Annotated in this window: 23 protein-coding genes; 15 read left to right on the forward strand and 8 right to left on the reverse strand. The window is 60.4% G+C overall.

Features of this window, described 5'->3' with window-relative positions:
• Positions 1-29: 29 nt before the first annotated feature.
• The 4 genes from ureG to ACQK2G_RS07375 all read left to right on the forward strand — a co-directional run bounded on the left by ureG (position 30) and on the right by ACQK2G_RS07375 (position 2076).
• Positions 30-638: an urease accessory protein UreG gene (gene ureG / locus ACQK2G_RS07360; RefSeq protein ID WP_425407626.1), complete on the forward strand. Its 609-nt coding sequence runs from the start codon at positions 30-32 to the stop codon at positions 636-638.
• 77 nt (positions 639-715) lie between these two features.
• A complete protein-coding gene (locus ACQK2G_RS07365) occupies positions 716-1060 on the forward strand; it encodes a type II toxin-antitoxin system RelE/ParE family toxin (protein ID WP_425404378.1) in 345 nt (114 codons plus the stop codon).
• Complete coding sequence (locus ACQK2G_RS07370) at positions 1053-1355, forward strand: helix-turn-helix domain-containing protein (RefSeq protein ID WP_425404379.1); 303 nt, start codon at positions 1053-1055, stop codon at positions 1353-1355. Before ACQK2G_RS07365 ends, ACQK2G_RS07370 begins: the two co-directional genes overlap by 8 nt.
• A gap of 61 nt (positions 1356-1416) precedes the next feature.
• Positions 1417-2076, forward strand: a complete 660-nt coding sequence (locus tag ACQK2G_RS07375; protein ID WP_425404380.1) for an MSMEG_1061 family FMN-dependent PPOX-type flavoprotein — start codon at positions 1417-1419, stop codon at positions 2074-2076.
• 87 nt (positions 2077-2163) lie between these two features.
• On the opposite strand, the gene ACQK2G_RS07380 is transcribed toward ACQK2G_RS07375, so the two are convergent.
• Entirely contained in the window at positions 2164-3774 is a 1611-nt protein-coding gene (locus ACQK2G_RS07380) for an AAA family ATPase (protein WP_425404381.1), read from the reverse strand.
• A gap of 453 nt (positions 3775-4227) precedes the next feature.
• Entirely contained in the window at positions 4228-4773 is a 546-nt protein-coding gene (locus ACQK2G_RS07385) for an NUDIX hydrolase (RefSeq protein WP_425404382.1), read from the reverse strand.
• Between the two features lie 141 nt (positions 4774-4914).
• Between ACQK2G_RS07385 and ACQK2G_RS07390 the strand changes: the two genes are divergently transcribed.
• The 3 genes from ACQK2G_RS07390 (at position 4915) to ACQK2G_RS07400 (ending at position 7222) form a co-directional block, all read left to right on the forward strand.
• Positions 4915-6014, forward strand: a protein-coding gene (locus ACQK2G_RS07390) for an IS3 family transposase (RefSeq protein ID WP_425404068.1) whose coding sequence is annotated in 2 segments (ribosomal slippage) — positions 4915-5167 and positions 5167-6014 — 1101 coding nt in all. Because the reading frame shifts where the segments join, the coding sequence is not laid out codon by codon here.
• Between the two features lie 180 nt (positions 6015-6194).
• Complete coding sequence (locus tag ACQK2G_RS07395; protein WP_425404383.1) at positions 6195-6638, forward strand: ester cyclase; 444 nt, start codon at positions 6195-6197, stop codon at positions 6636-6638.
• Between the two features lie 146 nt (positions 6639-6784).
• Positions 6785-7222 carry a thiol-disulfide oxidoreductase DCC family protein gene (locus ACQK2G_RS07400; protein WP_425404384.1) on the forward strand — a complete coding sequence of 146 codons (438 nt, stop codon included), beginning with the start codon at positions 6785-6787 and terminating at the stop codon, positions 7220-7222.
• Positions 7223-7281: 59 nt separating this feature from the next.
• On the opposite strand, the gene ACQK2G_RS07405 is transcribed toward ACQK2G_RS07400, so the two are convergent.
• Positions 7282-7830, reverse strand: coding sequence for a gamma carbonic anhydrase family protein (locus ACQK2G_RS07405; protein WP_425404385.1), 549 nt, complete (start codon positions 7828-7830; stop codon positions 7282-7284).
• Between the two features lie 267 nt (positions 7831-8097).
• Between ACQK2G_RS07405 and ACQK2G_RS07410 the strand changes: the two genes are divergently transcribed.
• Both ACQK2G_RS07410 and ACQK2G_RS07415 read left to right on the forward strand, forming a co-directional pair.
• Positions 8098-9006: a DMT family transporter gene (locus tag ACQK2G_RS07410; protein ID WP_425404386.1), complete on the forward strand. Its 909-nt coding sequence runs from the start codon at positions 8098-8100 to the stop codon at positions 9004-9006.
• Between the two features lie 105 nt (positions 9007-9111).
• Positions 9112-9822: a hypothetical protein gene (locus ACQK2G_RS07415; protein ID WP_425404387.1), complete on the forward strand. Its 711-nt coding sequence runs from the start codon at positions 9112-9114 to the stop codon at positions 9820-9822.
• A gap of 40 nt (positions 9823-9862) precedes the next feature.
• Here ACQK2G_RS07415 and ACQK2G_RS07420 read toward each other — a convergent pair whose 3' ends face one another.
• On the reverse strand, positions 9863-10351 hold the full coding sequence (locus ACQK2G_RS07420) for an MgtC/SapB family protein (RefSeq protein ID WP_425404388.1): 489 nt from the start codon (positions 10349-10351) through the stop codon (positions 9863-9865).
• Between the two features lie 212 nt (positions 10352-10563).
• Here ACQK2G_RS07420 and ACQK2G_RS07425 point away from each other — a divergent pair, with 212 nt between their 5' ends.
• On the forward strand, positions 10564-11454 hold the full coding sequence (locus tag ACQK2G_RS07425) for a TauD/TfdA dioxygenase family protein (RefSeq protein ID WP_425404389.1): 891 nt from the start codon (positions 10564-10566) through the stop codon (positions 11452-11454).
• Between the two features lie 73 nt (positions 11455-11527).
• On the opposite strand, the gene ACQK2G_RS07430 is transcribed toward ACQK2G_RS07425, so the two are convergent.
• From ACQK2G_RS07430 to ACQK2G_RS07445, 4 genes are all read right to left on the reverse strand, one after another.
• Positions 11528-12157: a VPLPA-CTERM sorting domain-containing protein gene (locus ACQK2G_RS07430; RefSeq protein ID WP_425404390.1), complete on the reverse strand. Its 630-nt coding sequence runs from the start codon at positions 12155-12157 to the stop codon at positions 11528-11530.
• 234 nt (positions 12158-12391) lie between these two features.
• A complete protein-coding gene (locus ACQK2G_RS07435; protein WP_425404391.1) occupies positions 12392-13213 on the reverse strand; it encodes a sugar phosphate isomerase/epimerase family protein in 822 nt (273 codons plus the stop codon).
• Between the two features lie 233 nt (positions 13214-13446).
• Complete coding sequence (locus tag ACQK2G_RS07440) at positions 13447-13953, reverse strand: lysozyme inhibitor LprI family protein (protein WP_425404392.1); 507 nt, start codon at positions 13951-13953, stop codon at positions 13447-13449.
• Positions 13954-13969: 16 nt separating this feature from the next.
• Complete coding sequence (locus ACQK2G_RS07445) at positions 13970-14173, reverse strand: DUF1737 domain-containing protein (protein WP_425404393.1); 204 nt, start codon at positions 14171-14173, stop codon at positions 13970-13972.
• A gap of 237 nt (positions 14174-14410) precedes the next feature.
• Between ACQK2G_RS07445 and opgC the strand changes: the two genes are divergently transcribed.
• The 5 genes from opgC (at position 14411) to ACQK2G_RS07470 (ending at position 18820) form a co-directional block, all read left to right on the forward strand.
• Positions 14411-15523, forward strand: coding sequence for an OpgC domain-containing protein (gene opgC, locus ACQK2G_RS07450; protein ID WP_425404394.1), 1113 nt, complete (start codon positions 14411-14413; stop codon positions 15521-15523).
• A gap of 49 nt (positions 15524-15572) precedes the next feature.
• The gene (locus ACQK2G_RS07455) at positions 15573-16502 is read left to right on the forward strand and encodes an aminotransferase class IV (protein WP_425404395.1); all 930 of its coding nucleotides are present in this window, start codon (positions 15573-15575) and stop codon (positions 16500-16502) included.
• A 30-nt stretch (positions 16503-16532) separates the two neighbouring features.
• Positions 16533-17096 carry an isochorismatase family protein gene (locus tag ACQK2G_RS07460; protein ID WP_425404396.1) on the forward strand — a complete coding sequence of 188 codons (564 nt, stop codon included), beginning with the start codon at positions 16533-16535 and terminating at the stop codon, positions 17094-17096.
• A gap of 157 nt (positions 17097-17253) precedes the next feature.
• Positions 17254-18174: a dienelactone hydrolase family protein gene (locus ACQK2G_RS07465; RefSeq protein ID WP_425404397.1), complete on the forward strand. Its 921-nt coding sequence runs from the start codon at positions 17254-17256 to the stop codon at positions 18172-18174.
• Positions 18175-18421: 247 nt separating this feature from the next.
• The gene (locus tag ACQK2G_RS07470) at positions 18422-18820 is read left to right on the forward strand and encodes a cupin domain-containing protein (protein ID WP_425404398.1); all 399 of its coding nucleotides are present in this window, start codon (positions 18422-18424) and stop codon (positions 18818-18820) included.
• Positions 18821-18834 lie beyond the last annotated feature (14 nt).

Consider the following 18834-nt stretch of genomic DNA (forward strand, 5'->3'; position numbering starts at 1 on the left):
CCATCGGCGGAGACGAAACCCCCAAGACCATGAACGGTCCCCTGCGCGTCGGCATCGGCGGGCCGGTGGGGTCGGGCAAGACCGCGCTGATGGAACAGCTCAGCCGCGCCATGTTCGGGCGCTTCAACCTCTGCGCCATCACCAACGACATCTATACCAAGGAAGACGCGCGCATCCTGACCGAGACGGGCGCCTTGCCCGCCGACCGTATCATGGGCGTGGAGACGGGCGGCTGCCCCCACACCGCGATCCGGGAGGACGCGTCGATCAATCTCGCCGCCGTCGACACGATGAACGAAAAGTTTCCGGGTCTCGATCTGATCCTGATAGAGTCCGGCGGCGACAACCTGGCCGCCACCTATTCGCCGGAACTGGCGGACCTGACCATCTATGTCATCGACGTCTCGGCCGGCGAAAAGATCCCGCGCAAGGGCGGGCCCGGCATCACGCGCTCGGACCTGCTGGTCATCAACAAGACCGACCTCGCCCCCCTCGTCGGCGCCAGCCTGGAAGTGATGGACCAGGACACCAAACGCATGCGCGGCGACCGCCCCTATTACTTCACCAACCTCAAAGCCGGGAAGGGTGTTGAGGAGATCGTGGAGTTTATCGTGAAGACCGGGGGGCTGGTGGGGTAATCCCAACGCTGAGCGCCATAGGTCATTGACACACCCTTTCTGCTTGCCAAATATAGGTCATTGACCTATATAAAATCATGGCGAAAGCGCTCATCACCGTTGTCGAAACGGCCAGCTTCAAGGCGGCGGCAAAAGGCGTCCTTACGGCTGAGGAAACAAGCGGGTTGATCAATGATCTGGCTGCAAACCCGGAAAGCGGTGTCGTTATCGTCGGCGGGTCGGGAATCCGGAAGGTGCGGGTTTCGGCCAAGGGGAAGGGCAAGAGCGGCGGTGCCCGCGTGATCTATTACTATCACGACAACAGTATCCCCATCTTTCTGCTGACCGTTTTCGCCAAGAACGAAAAGGACAATCTGTCCGACGCTGAAAAGGCGGCGCTGGCGAAAGTCGCGCGCGCGATCAAGGAGACCTACAATGGCTAAAGCCTTCGACAAGATCATGGACGGTTTGACCGACGCCTTAGCCTATGCGGAAGGCGACAAAAAGCGCGGTAAGGCGCATCAGGTTGCCGTCGACGTTCCGGACGTGAAAGCGATCCGGGAATCGACCGGTCTATCGCAAACCAAGTTCGCGGAAACCTACCTGCTCAGCGCCGACAATATCCGCCAATGGGAACAAGGCCGGCGCCAACCCGACCGCTCCGCGCGTGTGCTGCTGCACCTCATCGCCAAGGACCCAGCCGGCGTTGCCGAAGATCTGTCAGAACTTCGAGCGTAAAAAGTAAACCGTCACCTTTATTCAGTAATCCACCCCGTAACGCCCATTCAAGGAGACGAGCGTGAGCGATAGTTTTGCAGGCGAACTTTTTCCAGACGGACTTCCAGGGGATGTCAGCTTCGTTACGGACGAAGCCGCGTTGCGCGCGATGCACAAGGAGCCGATGAGCCGGTCGACCGACAAGGTGCTGCCGGCACTCGACCAGCATTGCCGGGCGATCATTGCAAAATCGCCGTTTTGCCTGATCTCGTCCCAAAGCGACGACGGGGCCGATATTTCCCCGCGCGGTGACCCGCCGGGTTTCGTTCGGGTCATCGATGATACCCATTTGCTGCTGCCCGATCGGGTCGGCAACAACCGGCTCGACAACGCGGCGAACCTGCTGAAAAACCCGAAAATCGGTATGCTGTTCCTGGTACCCGGTATGAATGAGACATTGCGCGTGAACGGTCTCGCCCGGATTACCGACGACCGCCGTCTTCTCGATCCCTGCGCCGTGAAGGGCCGCGCGCCGATTACCGGCCTGCTGATTACGGTGCGCGAGGCCTTCGTGCACTGCGCAAAGGCCTTGCAGCGATCCGACCTCTGGAACCCCGATGTCCAGATTCAGCGGAACGCGTTGCCGAGTTATGCAACGATGCTGGTCGACCATTGCGAAGGCCTGACCCAGGCGGAATCGGACCGTCAGGGCAAGATCATGGCCGAGAGGGGGCTTTACTAAGCGGCGCGCGCCCTCTCAGACGATACGGGGCCGTCCACATATGTCACCGTTATCCAAAAGACGTTGAAACGCCCTTCACTGTATAACTCATCCGAAGATGTCCCGTTTCAAATCCGTGTAGACCTGCATCCCCTCTCGGACTAGCGGGGCAAGGGTTGAGCGACAAAACTCCTTGGCGTTGTTCCCGCACGCGGTCAAATGAAGGTGGTGTTTTGTGGCGTTGTAGATTTCCCCAGATGCCGGTTTGAGATCATCTGCTGCTGCGCCCCGTGCTTGCGAATCTGTAACTAAGGCGACTTTTTGAGCTAGTAGAGCGTTTGCCTCTTCAGGCTTTCCATGTCCCGCACAAAGCGCCGTTAGAACCTCATCATCGAAAAGATAGGATTCAAGATTGCGGCGGGAGAGAACCCGAACCCCTTCGCCTTCCAAGTCCGCAATTTCTTCCGGTGACCTGTCATCTCGGTCGATTACCCGAATCACATTTGTCCCCGAAGAAAGGACCTTGATCTCTCGCAACAATGCAAGTCGGTCTCGGCGCACAGTTTCTGCGTCACCGGCGGAAACAAATGTGGTGTCCGGAAATTGATCACCAAAAATTTTGTCGTAGCACTTTGCGTCATGGTCAGCATTCCGGCCTGAACCAGGGACGTTGGGTGCCCCCTCGCAAATGACGACCTGACGAGGGGCGATTAATTCCGCCAAATCATCAAGGGCGACGTTCAGGACGCGCCCCCAAAAATCACGGTTTACTGCGACGGGTATCAGTGTTTGGGGCTGATCAAAATCGATACCATCAAAGTCATAGAAATAGACTGTGTCTGGATATTGGTCAGCAAGATCCCGCGCTCGCCGCATCATCCCTAAAGAGTGCGTGGAAATCCAAAGTTGTGAGGAACCGGGTATCAAATTGTACAATTCCTCAAGTAATGCGCCTTGAAGCCGGGTGTTCATATGGGCTTCAGGTTCGTCAATACAGAAAACCGTGTTATCGAATTCACGTTTTTTGACAATCAAGTCCAACACTAAATCAAAAGAAGCTTTTTCACCTCCGGATAGGTTCTTGTACAAGAATCCTGAACTGGCTCCCTTGTTGAAGCGGAATGAGCCTTTCGATAGAGGGTTGCCGAGGCTGTTAAGAACCAACCCAGGGAAGAGGCGTTGCATGATACTCTTGAGTTCGCCGATACTTTCCTGGCGGTATTCTGCAAAGGTCTTATTCTCATCACCTGTTTCATAAAGGTCTTCTAGGCCCTTTGATGCGAGCCTGTGGTAGTTTTTGCTGACGGTCGCATCATTCTCTATGACACGCTGGATCCTGTCTTCATCTAGTGCCGATTCAATCCTGTTCAGGCCGTTTACCTCGAAATCTGGCTGATTTCGGTATGCAGACCGGACGTAGACGGCCTTCTTTCGTTCAATTCGGTCTGTTGGCTGTGCGCCATAAAAGTCAACCTGTACAGACTGGTTCCATTTCAGGTCGGGTTCGCCAGTTTGCTTGACATAGTATAGAGAGTCCCAATTGTGCCCGCGCTCAGACCAAGAAAACTTGTACCAAGTATACAGTGCATCGAAGAAGGAAGACTTTCCGCAGCCGTTCGGACCAGCCAACAAAACAAGCTTCGCTGTTTCGGGTAAGCCCTCCACCGTTAAATCTGTGAAACGTTTGAAGCGGTTCAGTTTAATCTGCCTAATTTTCATGCTTCTGCCCCCTTTCTTTCGGACCTAGGGTAACCAGTTTCGATGGCATTGCAGTTTTTTGGTTCACTAGCTGAAAGCACAAGACTTGGGCCTACGGTGGCAGTTTATTCAGTTGTTGTTAGATAATGTTCGGATGGAAGACTTCACAAGGATGTTGGATAGTTTTGTAAACTGTCACTTTAATCCCTCAGCAGATACGGCTTCAGTTTTTTCCACTGTCGCATTATCCGAGGCCAAAATTTGTAAATTCTCATATGGGATCGCTACCCTAGACAGGCTGCAAAATAGTACCATAAGTTTATAATCTGTAGGAAAAGAGATTGGCCGCAACACTTCTTCACATAGGACAACGGCGACAGTTTATGGACAACGGTGACAGTTTACTCTTTTTCCGTGGACAACGGTGACAGTTTACTCTTTTTCCGAAAGTTGACTGTTACCGCACTCAAACCGTCAGCTCAGTTTACCTGCTCTTTTCAAAGCGGTCTCAGTCTTCACTTGCATTCTCACGATGGAGTCATCTGCAAGGCTTTCCAGGGGCTTCGTAACGTCGAGCCAGGCGAGGTCGTTCGATTCCGTGCCGACAGTGAAATCCCTGTCGCCGGCCTGTATCAAAAACCTGAAATCGTAGTGGTAGTGGGCCGGCGTGCCCTTTCTCTCCGGGATGAGATGGACGTCGATATCGAACAGGGTCTCATCGAGCAGATCCATTTTGGAAATGCCGCTTTCTTCCCGCGCTTCACGAAGCGCAGCCGCTTGTATTGAAACGTCGTTCTCCACGTGGCCGCCAAGCTGCAGCCACCGGCCGAGCTTCTTGTGGTGGGTGAGTAGGACGGCGTTTAGATCGGGGGACAGGATCCAGGCCGATGCCGTGACATGGCCTTCCAAGGTCTCCCTGCTTGCGCAGTTGGCTGTGCGGCTTACGAAACCGAGCGTATTTTCCCGATGGTCTTCTTCCGTCGCGTCGGCGGGCACATGGTTCCGGAGCAAGTCAATCAAGTGTCGCTGCATCATTTTCCCAGCATTTCATCTTACAACAATCGGGTTACAGGAAGGTGGGGTGTCTTGTTAGCGGTTGTCCTGAGACCCTGAACTTCCTCCATTTTAGAGTAGAGTCCGTCACCGTGAAGGAGACGGAACATGAAGCGCAGCAGGTTCACTGAAGAGCAGATCATCGGGATATTGAAGGAGCAGGAGGCGGGTGAGCGGACGGCGGACGTTTGCCGCCGGCACGGGATCTCGGAGGCGACGTTCTACAAGTACAAGGCCAAGTTCGGTGGGATGGAGGTTTCCGATGCCCGGCGGCTGAAGGCCTTGGAGGATGAGAACCGCCGTCTGAAGAAGTTGCTCGCCGAGCAGATGCTGGACAACGCCATCCTGAAGGATGTCGCTTCAAAAAAATGGTAACGCCCGGTGCGAAGCGCGATGCGGTTTTGCATGTGCAGGCAGCCTTCGAGGTCAGCCAGCGTCGGGCGTGCAAGGTTCTGGCCGTCGATCGGTCGAGTGTGCGCTATCGGAGCATCCGCCCCGATGACGGCCCTCTTCGGGAGAAGATCCGCGCCGTTGCCTCGGAACGCCGCCGGTTCGGTTACCGCCGCATCCACATCATGCTGCAGCGTCAGGGGATCGAGATGAACCAGAAGAAGCTCCGACGGCTGTATCGGGAAGAGAAGCTACAGGTCCGGCGCCGAGGCGGCCGAAAGCGGGCGCTCGGCACGCGCCGGCCGATGGAGCTGCCCGACCGGCCGAATGACCGTTGGAGCCTGGACTTCCTGAGCGACGCTTTCACCGACGGAAGGCGGTTCCGCATCCTCGCCGTCGTCGATGATTATACCCGCGAGTGCCTGGCGCTGATCGCCGACACGTCGCTGTCGGGTACCAGGCTGGTGCGGGAGCTGGATGCGGTCGTCGCCCGACGCGGCAAGCCCAGGACCGTGGTTTCCGACAACGGCACGGAGATGACCAGTATGGCCGTGCTGAGATGGTGCCAGGAGACCGGCGTGGAATGGCACTACATCGCACCGGGCAAGCCGCAGCAGAACGCCTTCGTGGAAAGCTTCAACGGCAGGTTCCGGGACGAGTGCCTCAACGAGACGCTCTTCACGGAGCTCGGGGAAGCGCGGATCGCCATCAATGCTTGGAAGGAGGACTACAACCGACACAGACCACATTCCTCACTCGGCAACGTCACGCCAAGGGAATACGCATCCAAATGGGTGCTGGAAAACCAAGCCGCATGAGGTCAAAAATCAACCCAAGGACTCGGCGCTAAGCTGGAGGGAACTCGGGTCTCAGGACACGGTGACAGGGCTTCCTGCGCAATTCAGTATTGCCGCCGACAGTCCAAGAATGCTGCGCAGCGCCTGCGACTCTGACACACAGGGAACCGAAAATAGCCTCAGCACTCACGGGAGCGGCAGATGACACTCGACGCGAACAAGGCCCTGATGCGGCGCTTTTATGACGAGTTCTGGTGCAAGGGGAATCCGGACGCGGTGGATGAGTTGGTCGCGCCCGATTTCACCGATCATCAATTGCCGCCGGGGATGCAACCCGGACCGAAAGGCTTGAAGCAGCTGGTGCGGGAATGGCGTACCGGGTTTCCGGACATGCATGAGGAGGTCGACATGATCTTCGCCGAGGGCGATTTGGTCAGCGGGCGCTTCGTGCTGACCGGGACGCATCTGGGGCCGTTCTTCGGTATCGCGCCGACGGGGCGGAAGGTGAAGATCACGGGCATCGACATCGTGCGGATCCGCGATGGGCGGATTACGGATTTCTGGTACAGCGAAGACCAGTTGAGCCTGCTGCGCCAATTGGGCCAGATCCCCAACGAGCCCCTGCCCACGCCGCAAGGGGAGTGACCGCGGCCGAGTGCGGTTTGCCCAGGTCGCGACGCTGTCTCTTTCATCGCTGGCCGCCGCCTTTTTTGATCCGCCCTGTCGGCCCAAGCGTATCCCTACCATTTGTGAGACGGATAAGGGGACGCGCGTTCAACGCGGTCGAACTCGTGGGCAATCAAGACAAGGGAACAAGCGGAACCGGAACGACCGTGTTTTTCGACGGGTCCTGTCCGCTGTGTAGATCCGAGATCGGCCTGTATCGGGACCAGGACGCCGAGGGGCGCTTGCGTCTCGTCGATGTGTCGGCGCCGGATGCCTCGCTGCCCCAGGGCCTCGACAGGGATACGGCGATGGCGCGGTTCCATGTGGCCGCCGTGGACGGGCAGGTGCTGTCCGGCGCCGCGGCCTTCATCGAGGTCTGGCGGTCGCTGCCCGGCTGGCGCCGGCTGGCAGGTTTCGCCGGTTTGCCGGGCGTCGAACCGGTCCTGGAAGTCACCTATCGCGGCTTCCTGAAGGTCAGGCCTTTGCTCGTCCGGTTGTTCGTGGGTGTTCAGCGCCTGCGCGCCGCCATGCCCTTTCACCGGGTGCGGGCGGAGGATCGCTGATCGCGCCCGTCGCCACGCGCCGGTCTCCCAGGTAGGGCTCAAAGGCAGGCCCCCCCGGGTCACATCCCGAACATCTGTTTCAGTTCCGCCAGCTGTTCGTCGTTCAGGCGGTCGCGTCCCTCGGCATAATTCCGCGCGTTCATCTCGTAGAAACGGGCATTGCCGATATTGGCCGCGCCGCAGTCGCGTTCCGCCACGCGTTTGCCGGGGACGCCGGCGATGATGGAGTTTTCCGGGAGTTCCGCGTTTTCGCGGATGATCGTATGGCCGGCGACGATGGAATTCGCGCCGATCTTTGCGCCGTCCATGATGGTGGCGTTGATGCCGATCAGGCAGCGGTCGCCGATCTCGCAGCCATGCAGGGTGACGTGATGGGTGATCGAGCAATCCTCGCCCACGATGGTCGGCGTCCGCGCACCGACATGGATCATCACGAAATCCTGGATATTGGTCCGCGCGCCGATGCGGATTTCATGGAACTCCGCCCGCGTCACCACATTCGGCCAGATCGACGCCCCCGGCCCGATATAGACCTTGCCGTAGAGCTGGGCGCTGTCATGCACCAATGCCGGATTATCCAGTGTTACACTCGCCCCGATATGTCCCATCGCGTCTGTGCCTCCCTTACTGTGTTGCATGGCTGTGTTTCATGTCGTTCGGTTGGCCGCCATCCCATCACGAATCGAACGGTCCCGCCATGCCGTGGCCGGAAATCGTCCGGGCCAATCTGACGGCTGTCGCGCCCCGACGCCACGGCCACCGTTTCACAACTCTTGAGGCAAAAACGAGGGTTGTCTGCAGCGCGGTCGGGGGCAAGCCTAGCGGCGAAAAGACGAGAATGACAGGAACGCCGGCCGGCATCCGGGAGGGACAGCGTGCAGGGCGACACGCCGACATCGAAAGAGCCTTCATCCCAGGGGGGAACATCGCAGGATAGGGCCTTGGCGGGCATCGCGATGATGTGCGCGGGGATCGCCTGCCTCAGCGTTAATGACGCCATCGCCAAGCATTTGATAGAGGTCTATTCGCCGCTTCAGATCCTGTTCCTGCGCAATGTCATCGCCCTGCCTTTCGCCCTGGCGATCACGGCGCGGATGGGCGGCGTCCGGGCGCTGCGGTCCGGTCGGCCGGCGGCGCATGTCCTGCGCGGCTTCCTGTGGGTCGTGGCGACGATCATGTTCTTTACCAGCTTCGCCCATCTGGACCTGGCCGAGGCGACCGCGCTGATCTTCGTGGCGCCGCTGTTCATCACCGCGATCTCCGCCGCCTTCCTGAAGGAACAGGTGGGCTGGCGCCGCTGGCTGGCGGTCGGGGCGGGTTTCGTCGGCGTGCTGGTCGTCATCCGGCCGGGATCGGCGGCGTTTCAGCTTGTCTCCCTGCTGCCGGTGACGACGGCCTTCGTCTATGCTCTGTTGATGCTGAGCGCCCGCTGGGTCGACCCGAAGGAAAGCGCCTGGACCATGCTGCTCTATCTGACCGGGACCAGCGCGGTGTTGAGCGCCTTCGTCGTGCCCTTCTTCTGGACCCCGATCCGGATCGAGGATCTGTGGTTCTTCGCCGGCATCGCGCTGTTCGGCACGGCGGGCATGACCCTGATGACCCAGGCCTTCCGCCTGGCGCCGGCGGCGATCGTCGCGCCCTTCGACTATACGGGCATCGTCTGGGCGACGGCGCTGGGCTGGCTGTTCTGGAACGAAATCCCCGACGCGGCGGCCTTCCTGGGCGCGGCCATCATCGTCGGCAGCGGTATTTTCATCCTGTTGCGGGAACGCGGAAACCGCTGAACGCTGAACGGAACGGGCGCGGCGGCTCCGCCATCGGATGACAGCGCTGCGTCCGGTTGATAGCTTGCGCGGCGACAGATCAAGCGAACCGGGGGAGGGGGCGTTTTGACCGTAAGATCTTTTGGTGTCGCCTTGTGTTTCGCGCTGTGCCTGGCGGCTTTATCAGCGCCGGCGCATGCCCAGAATACGGCCGTTACCCGGCAGGAAGATGGATCCGTGCGGGTGGAGGGGGCGGATGAGGCGGCGGCCGAACTGAAAGCGATCCTGCAGGGCGGGAAGGGGAAGGAAACAGACGCACGCGCCGACCGGACCCCCGGCATGGATTATGACGCGGAAATCGCGAAAGCGATGAAGGCGGGCGAGGCGATCAAGGCCGCGACGCTTCGCAGCTGCAAGGATGTGCCGCCGGGAACCACGGTGACGGTCGCACCGGCTTTCGCCGCGGTCATGCGCCAATATTGCCTGCAGCGCGAATTCGACATCGCGGTCGATCCGCGTCAGCTGCACAAGGGGCCGATCCGCAGCGACCCGCCGCCGGGTTCGGCGCAGAAAGGCGGCACGGGGCGGGATCCCGCCGTGGAAGCCTGCCGACGGGAAACCCTGGACCATGTCATCACCTGCGCCAAGGTGACCGACTATCTGAATTGCGAGACCTGGGGCTGTCCCGAGATCATCCAATGCGACAAGCGTTTGACCCGGTGTGACGATCATGGCGCGCCGTATGACCGAAGCGGCAATTTCTATTGCGATACACGGAATTGGCGGACCAGGGATTTCGACCTGAACGTCCTGCTGGCGGAAACCTGTCCGGAATAGGCTGTGTTCGAACAGGGGGGCATTTCCTCGCCTGTCCGGCTCAGCCATTCTCTTCAAGTGTCTTGTGCTGGATGAAACCGAGCACCAGCACAATCAGGACGGCGAACCCCGTGATCATCGCGGCCAGCGGCAGATAGCCCATGCCGCAGGCAAGGCCGATGGCGCCACAGGCCCAGACCGATGCGCCGGTGGTGATGCCCTTGACGTCACCGCCGCTTTGGATGATCGCGCCGGCGCCCAGGAACCCGATGCCGCCGATGACGCCGTCGATGATGCGGCTGGGATCGATGCTGGCCGAGGGGTCGCCTTCGGCGGTGGCGAAAAGCAGGCTCATGCCCATGATCATGAAGGCCGCCGCGCCGAGGGAGACCAGCATATGGGTGCGCAGACCGGCCGCCTTGCCGCGCAATTCCCGATCCAGGCCGAGCAGGAAGGCGAGGCCGGCGGCGCTGGCCAATCGGGCGGCCATGTCCAGGATCGGAATCTCGGTTTCGAAATACATCTCCTTGCCTCCGGTAACGATGCCCATGGCTCTCCGCCGCTCGCTCGAAGGATCAACGGTTGAACGACCCGTCGGTTGCGCTGCGTCGTTGCGTGTGCGTGAGGGATCGCAGTTTTTCCGGCAGGGCAGGGAAAGCCCGGTTGCACCGGAAAACAGACCCGGCCAGAATTCAGGCAAAGAGCGGGTCGCATCCGGCAAAGGCCGGATCCCAAGAAGTGGCCCGCCACGGAGGAAACGACATGGCGATTACCGTTACACCGATGGATGCGGCCCGCCCCGATTTCGGTGCCCTGGTCGAAGGGGTGGATATCGCGGCCGGCGTCTCTGCCGAAACCGCGGCCGAGATCGAGGATGCGATCGATCTCTACGGCGTGCTGGTTTTCCGGGATCAGGTCCTGGACGACGACCAGCAATACGCCTTTTCCCAGCATTTCGGCGAGATGGAGACGGCCACCGGCGACATCGCGCGGCTGGAGGATCGGCGGCTGCCGATGACGGTCAACGATATCTCGAACCTGGATCAGCATGGCCGGGTCGTGTCGCGGGACGACCGGCGGCGGCTGTTCGGCCTGGGCAATATGCTGTGGCATTCGGACAGCTCGTTCAAACGCGTGCCGTCGAAATTCTCCCTGCTGTCGGCGCGGGTTATCCCGGGGGAGGGCGGCAATACGGAGTTCGCCGATATGCGCGCCGCCTGGGACGCGCTGGACCCGGCCCTTCAGGCGGAATGCATGGATCTGATCTGCGAGCACAGCCAGCTCTATTCCCGCGGCAAGCTGGGCTTCGATGAATTCACCGAGGAGGAGCGGGCGAAATGGGCGCCGGTGCTTCAGCGCCTTGTGCGCACTCACCCGCGCACGGGCAGGAAGTCGCTCTATCTGGCATCCCATGCGGGCGGGATCGTCGGCTGGCCGGTGCCGGAAGCGCGGATGTTCCTGCTGGACCTGACCGAGCACGCGACCCAGCGCCGCTTCGTCTATGCGCATGAATGGCGGCAATGGGACCTGGTGATGTGGGACAACCGCGTCACCATGCACCGGGCCCGGCGCTACGACCATACCAAGGCGCGCGACATGCACCGTACCACGGTCGCCTGCGAGGAACCGACGGTCGCCGATCAGGCGGCGTGACGGGATTGGCCCCGCGCCACTAAGAAAAACGGCGCCGTGGAGGCGCCGCTTCTTAACTTCGTGTGAGAACCGGTCAGGCCGCGGTCTTGCGACGGCGCGACAGGATGCCCAGCCCCGCAAGGCCGGCCACCAGCAGAGGCAGGGCCGCCGGCAGCGGCACGGCGCTCACCCCGTTCGAGGCGGAGAAGCTGTAGCTGGACTGATTGACCGGATTGTCCGGCAGTGTCAGTGAAACGGACGTACCGAACGCGAAGAAGGCCGTCGCCACGGAATTCAGCGCCGTTCCGTTGTTGAAAAAAACATTCCGGTAATCCTGCGTCGAGTTAAACGAGGGATCGAGATCCACATCCGCAGCGAAACTGACGCTTTCACCGGCGTCGAACCCCGTGAAGGTGAGGTCGATGGTATCGGACCGTGCCCCGTTATCCACCGAATCCGGGCTGTTCAGCGTCGACGTGCCGCCGGCGGGATTGGAGAGCGAATTCACGAAGTCGAAATGTCTGCTGACGTTTCCGATCGTAAAGGTGAAGCCGGTCAATTGTTGCCCCGCAGCGCTGGTATTGACCAGGGTGAAGGTAGGGACGTTGGTATTGCCGGAGAGCGTGAGATCGAAACCCAGAGGCGGCGTGACGACCGCTGCCTGGGCGGGCAGCGAAGCCATTGCGCCCAGTGTCAGGGCGGCGAGAACGGCTTTGAACTTCATCTTTAATCTCCTGATCCAAAAAACTGGTAAATTGGCAGCAGACCGATTGTTTCGAAATTCGCGGCACTCCGAAAGCCTGTTTTTGACCGGGCTGAGGGCGTTTTGTTAACGCTCGTTTGCTAACGGTCCAAGAACATTGATCGCCGTTAAATAAGCGTTTGATGATGGAGGTGTCCCGGGCGCGCGACGCTGTTGGCGGAACGGCGCGGAGGGCTGCGAGGCTATGCGGTGCTATTAAATTCCGGACAGTGCCGCCAGCGCCTCGGCGCTGCGTGCGATTTCGGGGTCCGGGTTCCGGTCGATGATTTCCAGAATCGGCTGTTCGGTGTAGCCGACATTCTTCATGGCCTGCATTGCCGCCCGAAAATCCACATCGCCCAGACCGACGGCATCGTGCTTGTAAACGTGCTGCGTGGTGTCGGACAGATGGACGGTCTGCAGGCGGGACTGCACCCTTTTCATACCGGCGGTGATATCCTCCTTGATGAAATGACCGTTGGCGACGTCGTAGGTGATGCCGATCCCGTCATGGCCGTATGTATCGAGCGCCTCCATCATGCCGTCCGCATCGGGCAGGAAGGCGAAGGGCATGTTCTCGATCAACAGCATGACGCCCGCGCGTTCCGCCACCGGGACCAAACGGTCCAGGCCCTTGAAGAAGCAGTCCATCATGAAGTCGCGCGGTGCCGGGAACAGCGGGTTGGGCTTGCCGGGGCCGACGATCATACGCGGGATGCCCAGATCGCCCGACAATTCGACCAGCGCGGTTAATGTGTTCAGTGAATAGTCCCGCATCGCCGGGTCGCAGGCGGCGATGTTGATATCGATATTCGGCATGTTCGACGACAGGAACCGCGCCCCGGTCTCCGCCTGTGCCGCCAGCAGGTCCTTGGCGGTGGCCGCATGCTCCGCCCCGTACCAAAGATGGTTCGGGAACATCATGAACTCGAACCCGGAATAGCCTTGATCCGACAGGTGCCGGACCGCGTCGGCGGCGGTGTGCGAGAAGAGATAGGAATAGAGATTTATCGCAAAGTCGGAACCGTCGGTCGCCATCATTTCCCCCAGATTGCCTTTTACGCCGGACGCACAGGGCGCGCTGTTTGGGGAATTGCAGCATTGTATTTGGATGTATGCAACAGAATACATCGCAGATTGGCCTCCGGTCCCGGAGATCAGGCATGGTCGCGGAATACCTGCTCTTTACGCAGGCGATCGCCGCAGGCCGCCGCATGTGCCCGACCAACCTGTTCGTTGTCGGCGGCCGAGGCCCGACGACCGTCCGATGCTCAGTTACCGGGAAAACCGCGCGACCCGGCGCAGACATCGCCTTCGGGGATGCCGTCGACCCATTCACGCAACTGGGCGATGCGCTGTTCCGTCAGTTCCATATTCACGGCGGCCCAGCACATCGGAAAGGAACTGCCGTATTCGGCCCGGGCGCCGGCCTGTGTGTCGGCCTTCGGAAAGACGGCTTCGGCATGGGCCGCGCGGAAGGCGCGCCAGGCTTCCTGCGCCTTGCGGATCTTGCGCACCGTATCGGCGTCGCCCCGGACCTTGTCGAGCATGATGGCGTAAAGCGCGTTCATTTCCATTTCCGCCTTGTCCAGTTCCGACAGTCCGCAGGCGGTCATGGCGCCTTGGCTGGTCGCCTTGTCCCAGCAGTCCTGGGAAGCGGCGTCTTGGGAAGCGGCGTTCTGGGCCGCGACGGGCAGGGACGCGGTTGCCGTCCCGGTCAGAAGCACAAGGGCGAAAACGGTTTGGAGATTGCGGTGGGGGCGGGAAAAATTCTGCATATTCGTCTCACTCGTATCAGCGGTTCAGAACCACGGCCTGGGCGAAATAGTAGTCCAGTTCACCGTAGGTCTCGCCGGGCACGCTGACCATGGTGACACCCCCTTGCAGTTCCCAGCCTTCCTGAAGCTTCTCATTCACCTTTTCCATCAGGTCGTATTGATGCTCCCCGACTTCGACATGGTAGTAGGGGCGGCTATTCCGTTCCGTCTGTTCGGTCATTCGGTTTCGTATCCTCGTCAAGCGGTCCGCGATGGCTGGGGTTGTATCATCCGCACGCGGCCCTTCCCAAGCTTCCTTCACCGCATGCCGGTTCGCCGGCATGGGTATTTCCGGGCGTCGTTGCTGGGGGATTAATCGGGATTATCCGGTCTTCGTCGGATTTCCCCTTGCCTTCGGCGTCGGCCGGCGATGCACTGCACCCCGGATTTTGCGTGTTTCAGGCGCCGGGGGCGGTTCGTGCGATTTGACGTCATCGATGGGATCCGCGGGCATCTGCTGATCGGGATGCTCGTCGCTCATCTCAGCTTTCAGCCCGGCATGGGATGGCTGGTGACGTTTCACCACCATGCCCTGTTCAAGGTTTTCGACGCGGAATTCTTCGTCATCGTCGCCGGTTTCCTGGTCGGTTATCTGGCAGACCGGCGGATCGGTGCGACTGTTCCCGCTGACGGCGGGAGGATCCCGTTCGCGCGTTACCTTGGGCGCCGTGTTGCGACGGTCTTTGCCTATCACTTTGTGTCCAGCATGGCGCTGATCATGGTTTTCGGCGGTGTCGAGATTTCCTGGCGCGGGGCGCTCGGCACCGCGCTGGACATTGTCGCTTTCCGCGACAGCGCGACCTATAGCGGCGTCCTCATCCTGTACATCCTGTGTTTCTCCCTGCTACTGGGCGGCGTGCTGGCCTTGGGGCTGCGTCCCCTGGTCCTGGCCGGCTTCTCCGCCGCGGTCTATCTGATCAGCCAGTATTCCTATATCAGCGGGTTCTGGGGCATCGGCGGCGACATCATGGCTTTCGACGTGGCGGCCTGGCAGTTCCCCTTCGTTGCGAGTTTCGCGCTCGGCTATCACCATCGCGCGGTCGGGCGCGGCATTGCGCGGCTGCCTGAATGGGGCGCGGCGGCGATCGTAATCTTTCTGTTCGCCAGCGCCCTATGGTTGGCGACCAAATGGTTCACGCCGCCCTTGGCCGAACTGCCGCCGGGCGTTCCGCGCCACTGGCCGCGCCCGCAGCTGCACCCGTATCATCTTTTGAAAATGACCGTATTGGCGGCCGGGTTCACGATTTTGCTCGTAGGGCGGCATCGTTTTCTAAACTGGCCGCGTCTGGTGGTCGCGGGATATTTTCGTCTCCGCATTCTCCGCAATATCGGTCGCTATTCGATCCGAATGTTCATCCTGCATCTCACTCTGGTCGCGGTTTTCGTCCATCTGATGGGGGGCATGTACGACAAGGAGAAAACGGCTATGGCGCTCGGCATGATCGCCTTCTTCATCGCCGTCCCGACCGTGGTCGCCCTAGCTGGGCGTCCGACCGCGCGCCGGCAGACGGATCCGGAAATCCGTCCTTGAGCCGGGATCGGCGGCGCGGCAAACTCGCTCGATCGTTGAGGAGCGAGCCATGACGCACAACCCTGACTTCAAAGACGGTGCCGCCTATATCGGCGGAGAATTCGTGCCGATCGGGGAGGCGAAGATTTCCGTCCTCGACTGGGGTTTCACGCGCTCGGACGCGGTCTATGACGTCGTCCACGTGAAGGACGGCCGCTTCTTCCGCCTCGACGACCATCTGGCCCGTTTCGAGAGATCGATGGCAAGGCGGCGGATCGAACTGGCCGAAGACCGGCAGGCGCTGAAGGATATTCTGGTTCGCTGCGTTCAACTGGCGGGCCTGACCGACAGTTACGTGGCGATGGTGGCCAGCAGGGGCCGGCCCAGGGTGAAGGGGTCGCGCAAGCCCAGCGACTGCGCCAATCATCTGGTCGCCTATGCGATCCCCTGGATCGACGTGATTCCGCTGGAGGTGCAGGAGCGCGGGGCGAAATTGCTGATCTCGGACCATCCGCGCGTCGCCGATGAGGCGGTCGATCCAACGGTGAAGAACTATCAATGGTCGGACCTGACATCGGGCCTGTTCGACGCCAATGACGAAGGGTTCGACACCGCGGTGCTGTGCGACGGACGCGGGATGGTGACCGAAGGGCCCGGCTTCAATGTCTTCGCCGTGATCGGCGGCGGGCTGGTGACGCCGGAGCGCGGCTGTCTGCACGGCATCACGCGCCAATCGGTAATCGACATCTGTGGGAAGGAAGGCATCGTTTGCCGTGCCGGGGACTTGCCGCGCGCCGATCTGGAAACGGCGGAGGAGGTTTTCCTCTGCACCACCGCCGGCGGGATCATGCCGATCGCGCAAGTAGGGGAGAGAGTGATCGAGGCCGGCGCGCCGGGCCCGGTGACCCGGCGGGTCATGGCGTCCTACACGGCGATGCATGAAGACGCGGCCTATGTCACCTTCGTCGATACCCCGACCCGGTTCGCGGCGGCTGAATAGGCATCCGCCTCTTTCCAAGGGATAACCGTGATGACCGTGTCCGCCGGGCCCCTGCCGTTAATTATCCTGGACGTTCAGGATGCCATCGACCAGCCGGTCTGGAAGGACAAGAGCAATCCCGGCTATCTGGCGGCGATCGAACGGCTGCTGGCCTATTGGCGGGAACGGCATTGGCCGATCATCCATATCAAGCATGACGAGGCGGTGCCGACATCGACTTATCACACGCATGGCCCCTGGAACGCGATCAAGAAGGAGGTCGCCCCGCAGCCGGGCGAGCCCGTGATCGTGAAGCATCAGAACTGCGCCTTCATCGGAACCGATCTGGACGCTGTGTTGAAGAGGATCGGGGCGACCCGCTTCGTTTTGACCGGCGTCGTCATCCATAACAGCATGGACGCAACGGTACGCGCGGGCAAAGCGTTGGGTTACACCATCCTGCTGCCGTCCGATGCGACCACGGCGGTGCCGGTTACATCGAAAGACGGCGGGCGATGGGATGCACGCACGGTTCAAGACCTGACCTTGGCGATATTGGACGGGGAATACGCGCAGGTTACGGATACGGATGCCCTGATCCAGAGCGTCCGTTAGGCCGGCATCAACCCGCCGATGAGGGGAGTCTCCTCGGCGCGGAGGTTGAGCCCAATAACCTATTCGTGAATGCGGCATACGCGGATACTCATGCTAATGTTCGGCGTGATTGGACTGATTTTAATCCCCAGTTTCAGCCCGATGGGAGGCACTGAAGATGACCCTTACCGCCGAGATTTCGAAAGACCATTCCGAGCGTTCCTATTCCCCTGAAGAGATCGACCCCCGGATCTACGATCTCTATGACGAGTTCTGCCATACGAGCATGGACCGGCGCACCTTCCTGGCCCGTGCGGCGGCGCTGGGCATCATCGGCGGCGTTGCGATGGCGCAGGCGCTGCTGCCGCGTTACGCGGAGGCGGCGATGGTGAAATTCACCGATCCGCGCATCAAGCCGACTTATGTGGAATACGACAGCCCCGGCGGTACCTCCGGCAAGATGCGGGGCTATCTGGTGCAGCCGACGGGCGAGGGCCCCTTTCCCGCCGTCGTCGTGATCCACGAGAATCGCGGCCTGAACCCGCATATCGAGGACGTTGCCCGTCGTGCCGCGCTGGAAGGGTTCCTGGCTTTCGCGCCGGACGGGCTCTATCCCATCGGCGGCTATCCCGGCAATGACGAGGACGGCAAGGCGATGCAGGCCGGCCTGGACAAGGGCAAGCTTTTCACCGACTTGCTGAACGGCGCGAAATTCGTGAAGGCGCATCCGCTGTCGACCGGCAAGCTGGGCGCGACCGGGTTCTGCTATGGCGGCGGCGTGGTCAATGCATTTGCCGTGGAAATGGGCGCGGACCTGAATGCGGGCGTGCCCTTCTACGGCGCGGCGGCCAAGGCAGAGGACGTGCCCAAGATCCAGGCGCCGCTGTTGATCCAATATGCGGAGGACGACCCCCGCATCAACGCGATGCGGGAAGGCTATGAGGCCGCCTTGAAATCCAACGGCAAAAGCTTCGAAGCCCATGTCTATCCGGGCACGAAACACGGCTTCCACAATAACTCCACCCCGCGTTTCAACGAGGAACAGGCCAAGATCGCCTGGGATCGGACGGTGGCGTTCTTCAAGGCCCACCTCGCTTAGACAAAAGCTTTTCCACTTCGTTTGTTCTCAGCGCCGTCCGGGCTTCCGGGCGGCGCTTTCATTTGTCGACCCGGTCGTGTTCGGCCGGGTTTTACTGTGCATTCAGGAGCTTGTGCGGATCTCTGTATTAGGAAAAATACCGGCAAAAATCGCGCATTTTGAGATATTGCAAAGTCTCATAATACGCGATAACGTTCCAATCAGAATGAAGACTCAATAGGGCACACAGCATCGGGAGGAAATTGAAATGGCGATTGAAACGCCTGGGCTCGAGGAATTGCAAAAACTCGACCCGCTCTGTTCGCGCTTCGTCGATGTCGACCGCTTGGATTGGAAACCGACCCAGGTGAAGGGCGTCGACATGAAGATTCTCATGCAGGACAAGGAAGCCGGATTGCTGACGGCCCTGTTCCGTTGGGAACCGGGCGCGCGTCTGCCCCTTCACGAGCATGTGGAGGTTGAGCAGACCTATGTCCTCGAAGGTTCGATCGTGGACGAGGAAGGCGAAGTGGCCAAAGGCAATTATGTCTGGCGGCCGAAAGGCAACCGCCATGTGGCCACGGCGCCGAACGGTGCCCTCGTGCTCTCCTTCTTCCTGAAACCCAACGTTTTCCTGGAAGACTTCGCCGGCGAAAAACTCGAATAGCCGCGCCGATTTTT

Origin of the sequence: Hwanghaeella sp. (assembly GCF_965227365.1) — a bacterium.
Taxonomy (GTDB): Bacteria; Pseudomonadota; Alphaproteobacteria; order UBA8366; family Aestuariispiraceae; genus Hwanghaeella.

What these genes read in the sequence shown, in the direction of transcription:
- ACQK2G_RS07405 (WP_425404385.1), bottom strand. Translation starts at nt 7,830, where the DNA reads ATGGGACATATCGGGGCGAGTGTAACACTGGATAATCCGGCATTGGTG.
- ACQK2G_RS07470 (WP_425404398.1), top strand. Translation starts at nt 18,422, where the DNA reads ATGGCGATTGAAACGCCTGGGCTCGAGGAATTGCAAAAACTCGACCCG.
- ureG (WP_425407626.1), top strand. Translation starts at nt 30, where the DNA reads ATGAACGGTCCCCTGCGCGTCGGCATCGGCGGGCCGGTGGGGTCGGGC.
- ACQK2G_RS07370 (WP_425404379.1), top strand. Translation starts at nt 1,053, where the DNA reads ATGGCTAAAGCCTTCGACAAGATCATGGACGGTTTGACCGACGCCTTA.
- ACQK2G_RS07460 (WP_425404396.1), top strand. Translation starts at nt 16,533, where the DNA reads ATGACCGTGTCCGCCGGGCCCCTGCCGTTAATTATCCTGGACGTTCAG.
- ACQK2G_RS07380 (WP_425404381.1), bottom strand. Translation starts at nt 3,774, where the DNA reads ATGAAAATTAGGCAGATTAAACTGAACCGCTTCAAACGTTTCACAGAT.
- ACQK2G_RS07430 (WP_425404390.1), bottom strand. Translation starts at nt 12,157, where the DNA reads ATGAAGTTCAAAGCCGTTCTCGCCGCCCTGACACTGGGCGCAATGGCT.
- ACQK2G_RS07445 (WP_425404393.1), bottom strand. Translation starts at nt 14,173, where the DNA reads ATGACCGAACAGACGGAACGGAATAGCCGCCCCTACTACCATGTCGAA.
- ACQK2G_RS07465 (WP_425404397.1), top strand. Translation starts at nt 17,254, where the DNA reads ATGACCCTTACCGCCGAGATTTCGAAAGACCATTCCGAGCGTTCCTAT.
- ACQK2G_RS07365 (WP_425404378.1), top strand. Translation starts at nt 716, where the DNA reads ATGGCGAAAGCGCTCATCACCGTTGTCGAAACGGCCAGCTTCAAGGCG.
- ACQK2G_RS07395 (WP_425404383.1), top strand. Translation starts at nt 6,195, where the DNA reads ATGACACTCGACGCGAACAAGGCCCTGATGCGGCGCTTTTATGACGAG.
- ACQK2G_RS07455 (WP_425404395.1), top strand. Translation starts at nt 15,573, where the DNA reads ATGACGCACAACCCTGACTTCAAAGACGGTGCCGCCTATATCGGCGGA.
- ACQK2G_RS07420 (WP_425404388.1), bottom strand. Translation starts at nt 10,351, where the DNA reads ATGGGCATCGTTACCGGAGGCAAGGAGATGTATTTCGAAACCGAGATT.
- ACQK2G_RS07440 (WP_425404392.1), bottom strand. Translation starts at nt 13,953, where the DNA reads ATGCAGAATTTTTCCCGCCCCCACCGCAATCTCCAAACCGTTTTCGCC.
- ACQK2G_RS07435 (WP_425404391.1), bottom strand. Translation starts at nt 13,213, where the DNA reads ATGGCGACCGACGGTTCCGACTTTGCGATAAATCTCTATTCCTATCTC.
- ACQK2G_RS07425 (WP_425404389.1), top strand. Translation starts at nt 10,564, where the DNA reads ATGGCGATTACCGTTACACCGATGGATGCGGCCCGCCCCGATTTCGGT.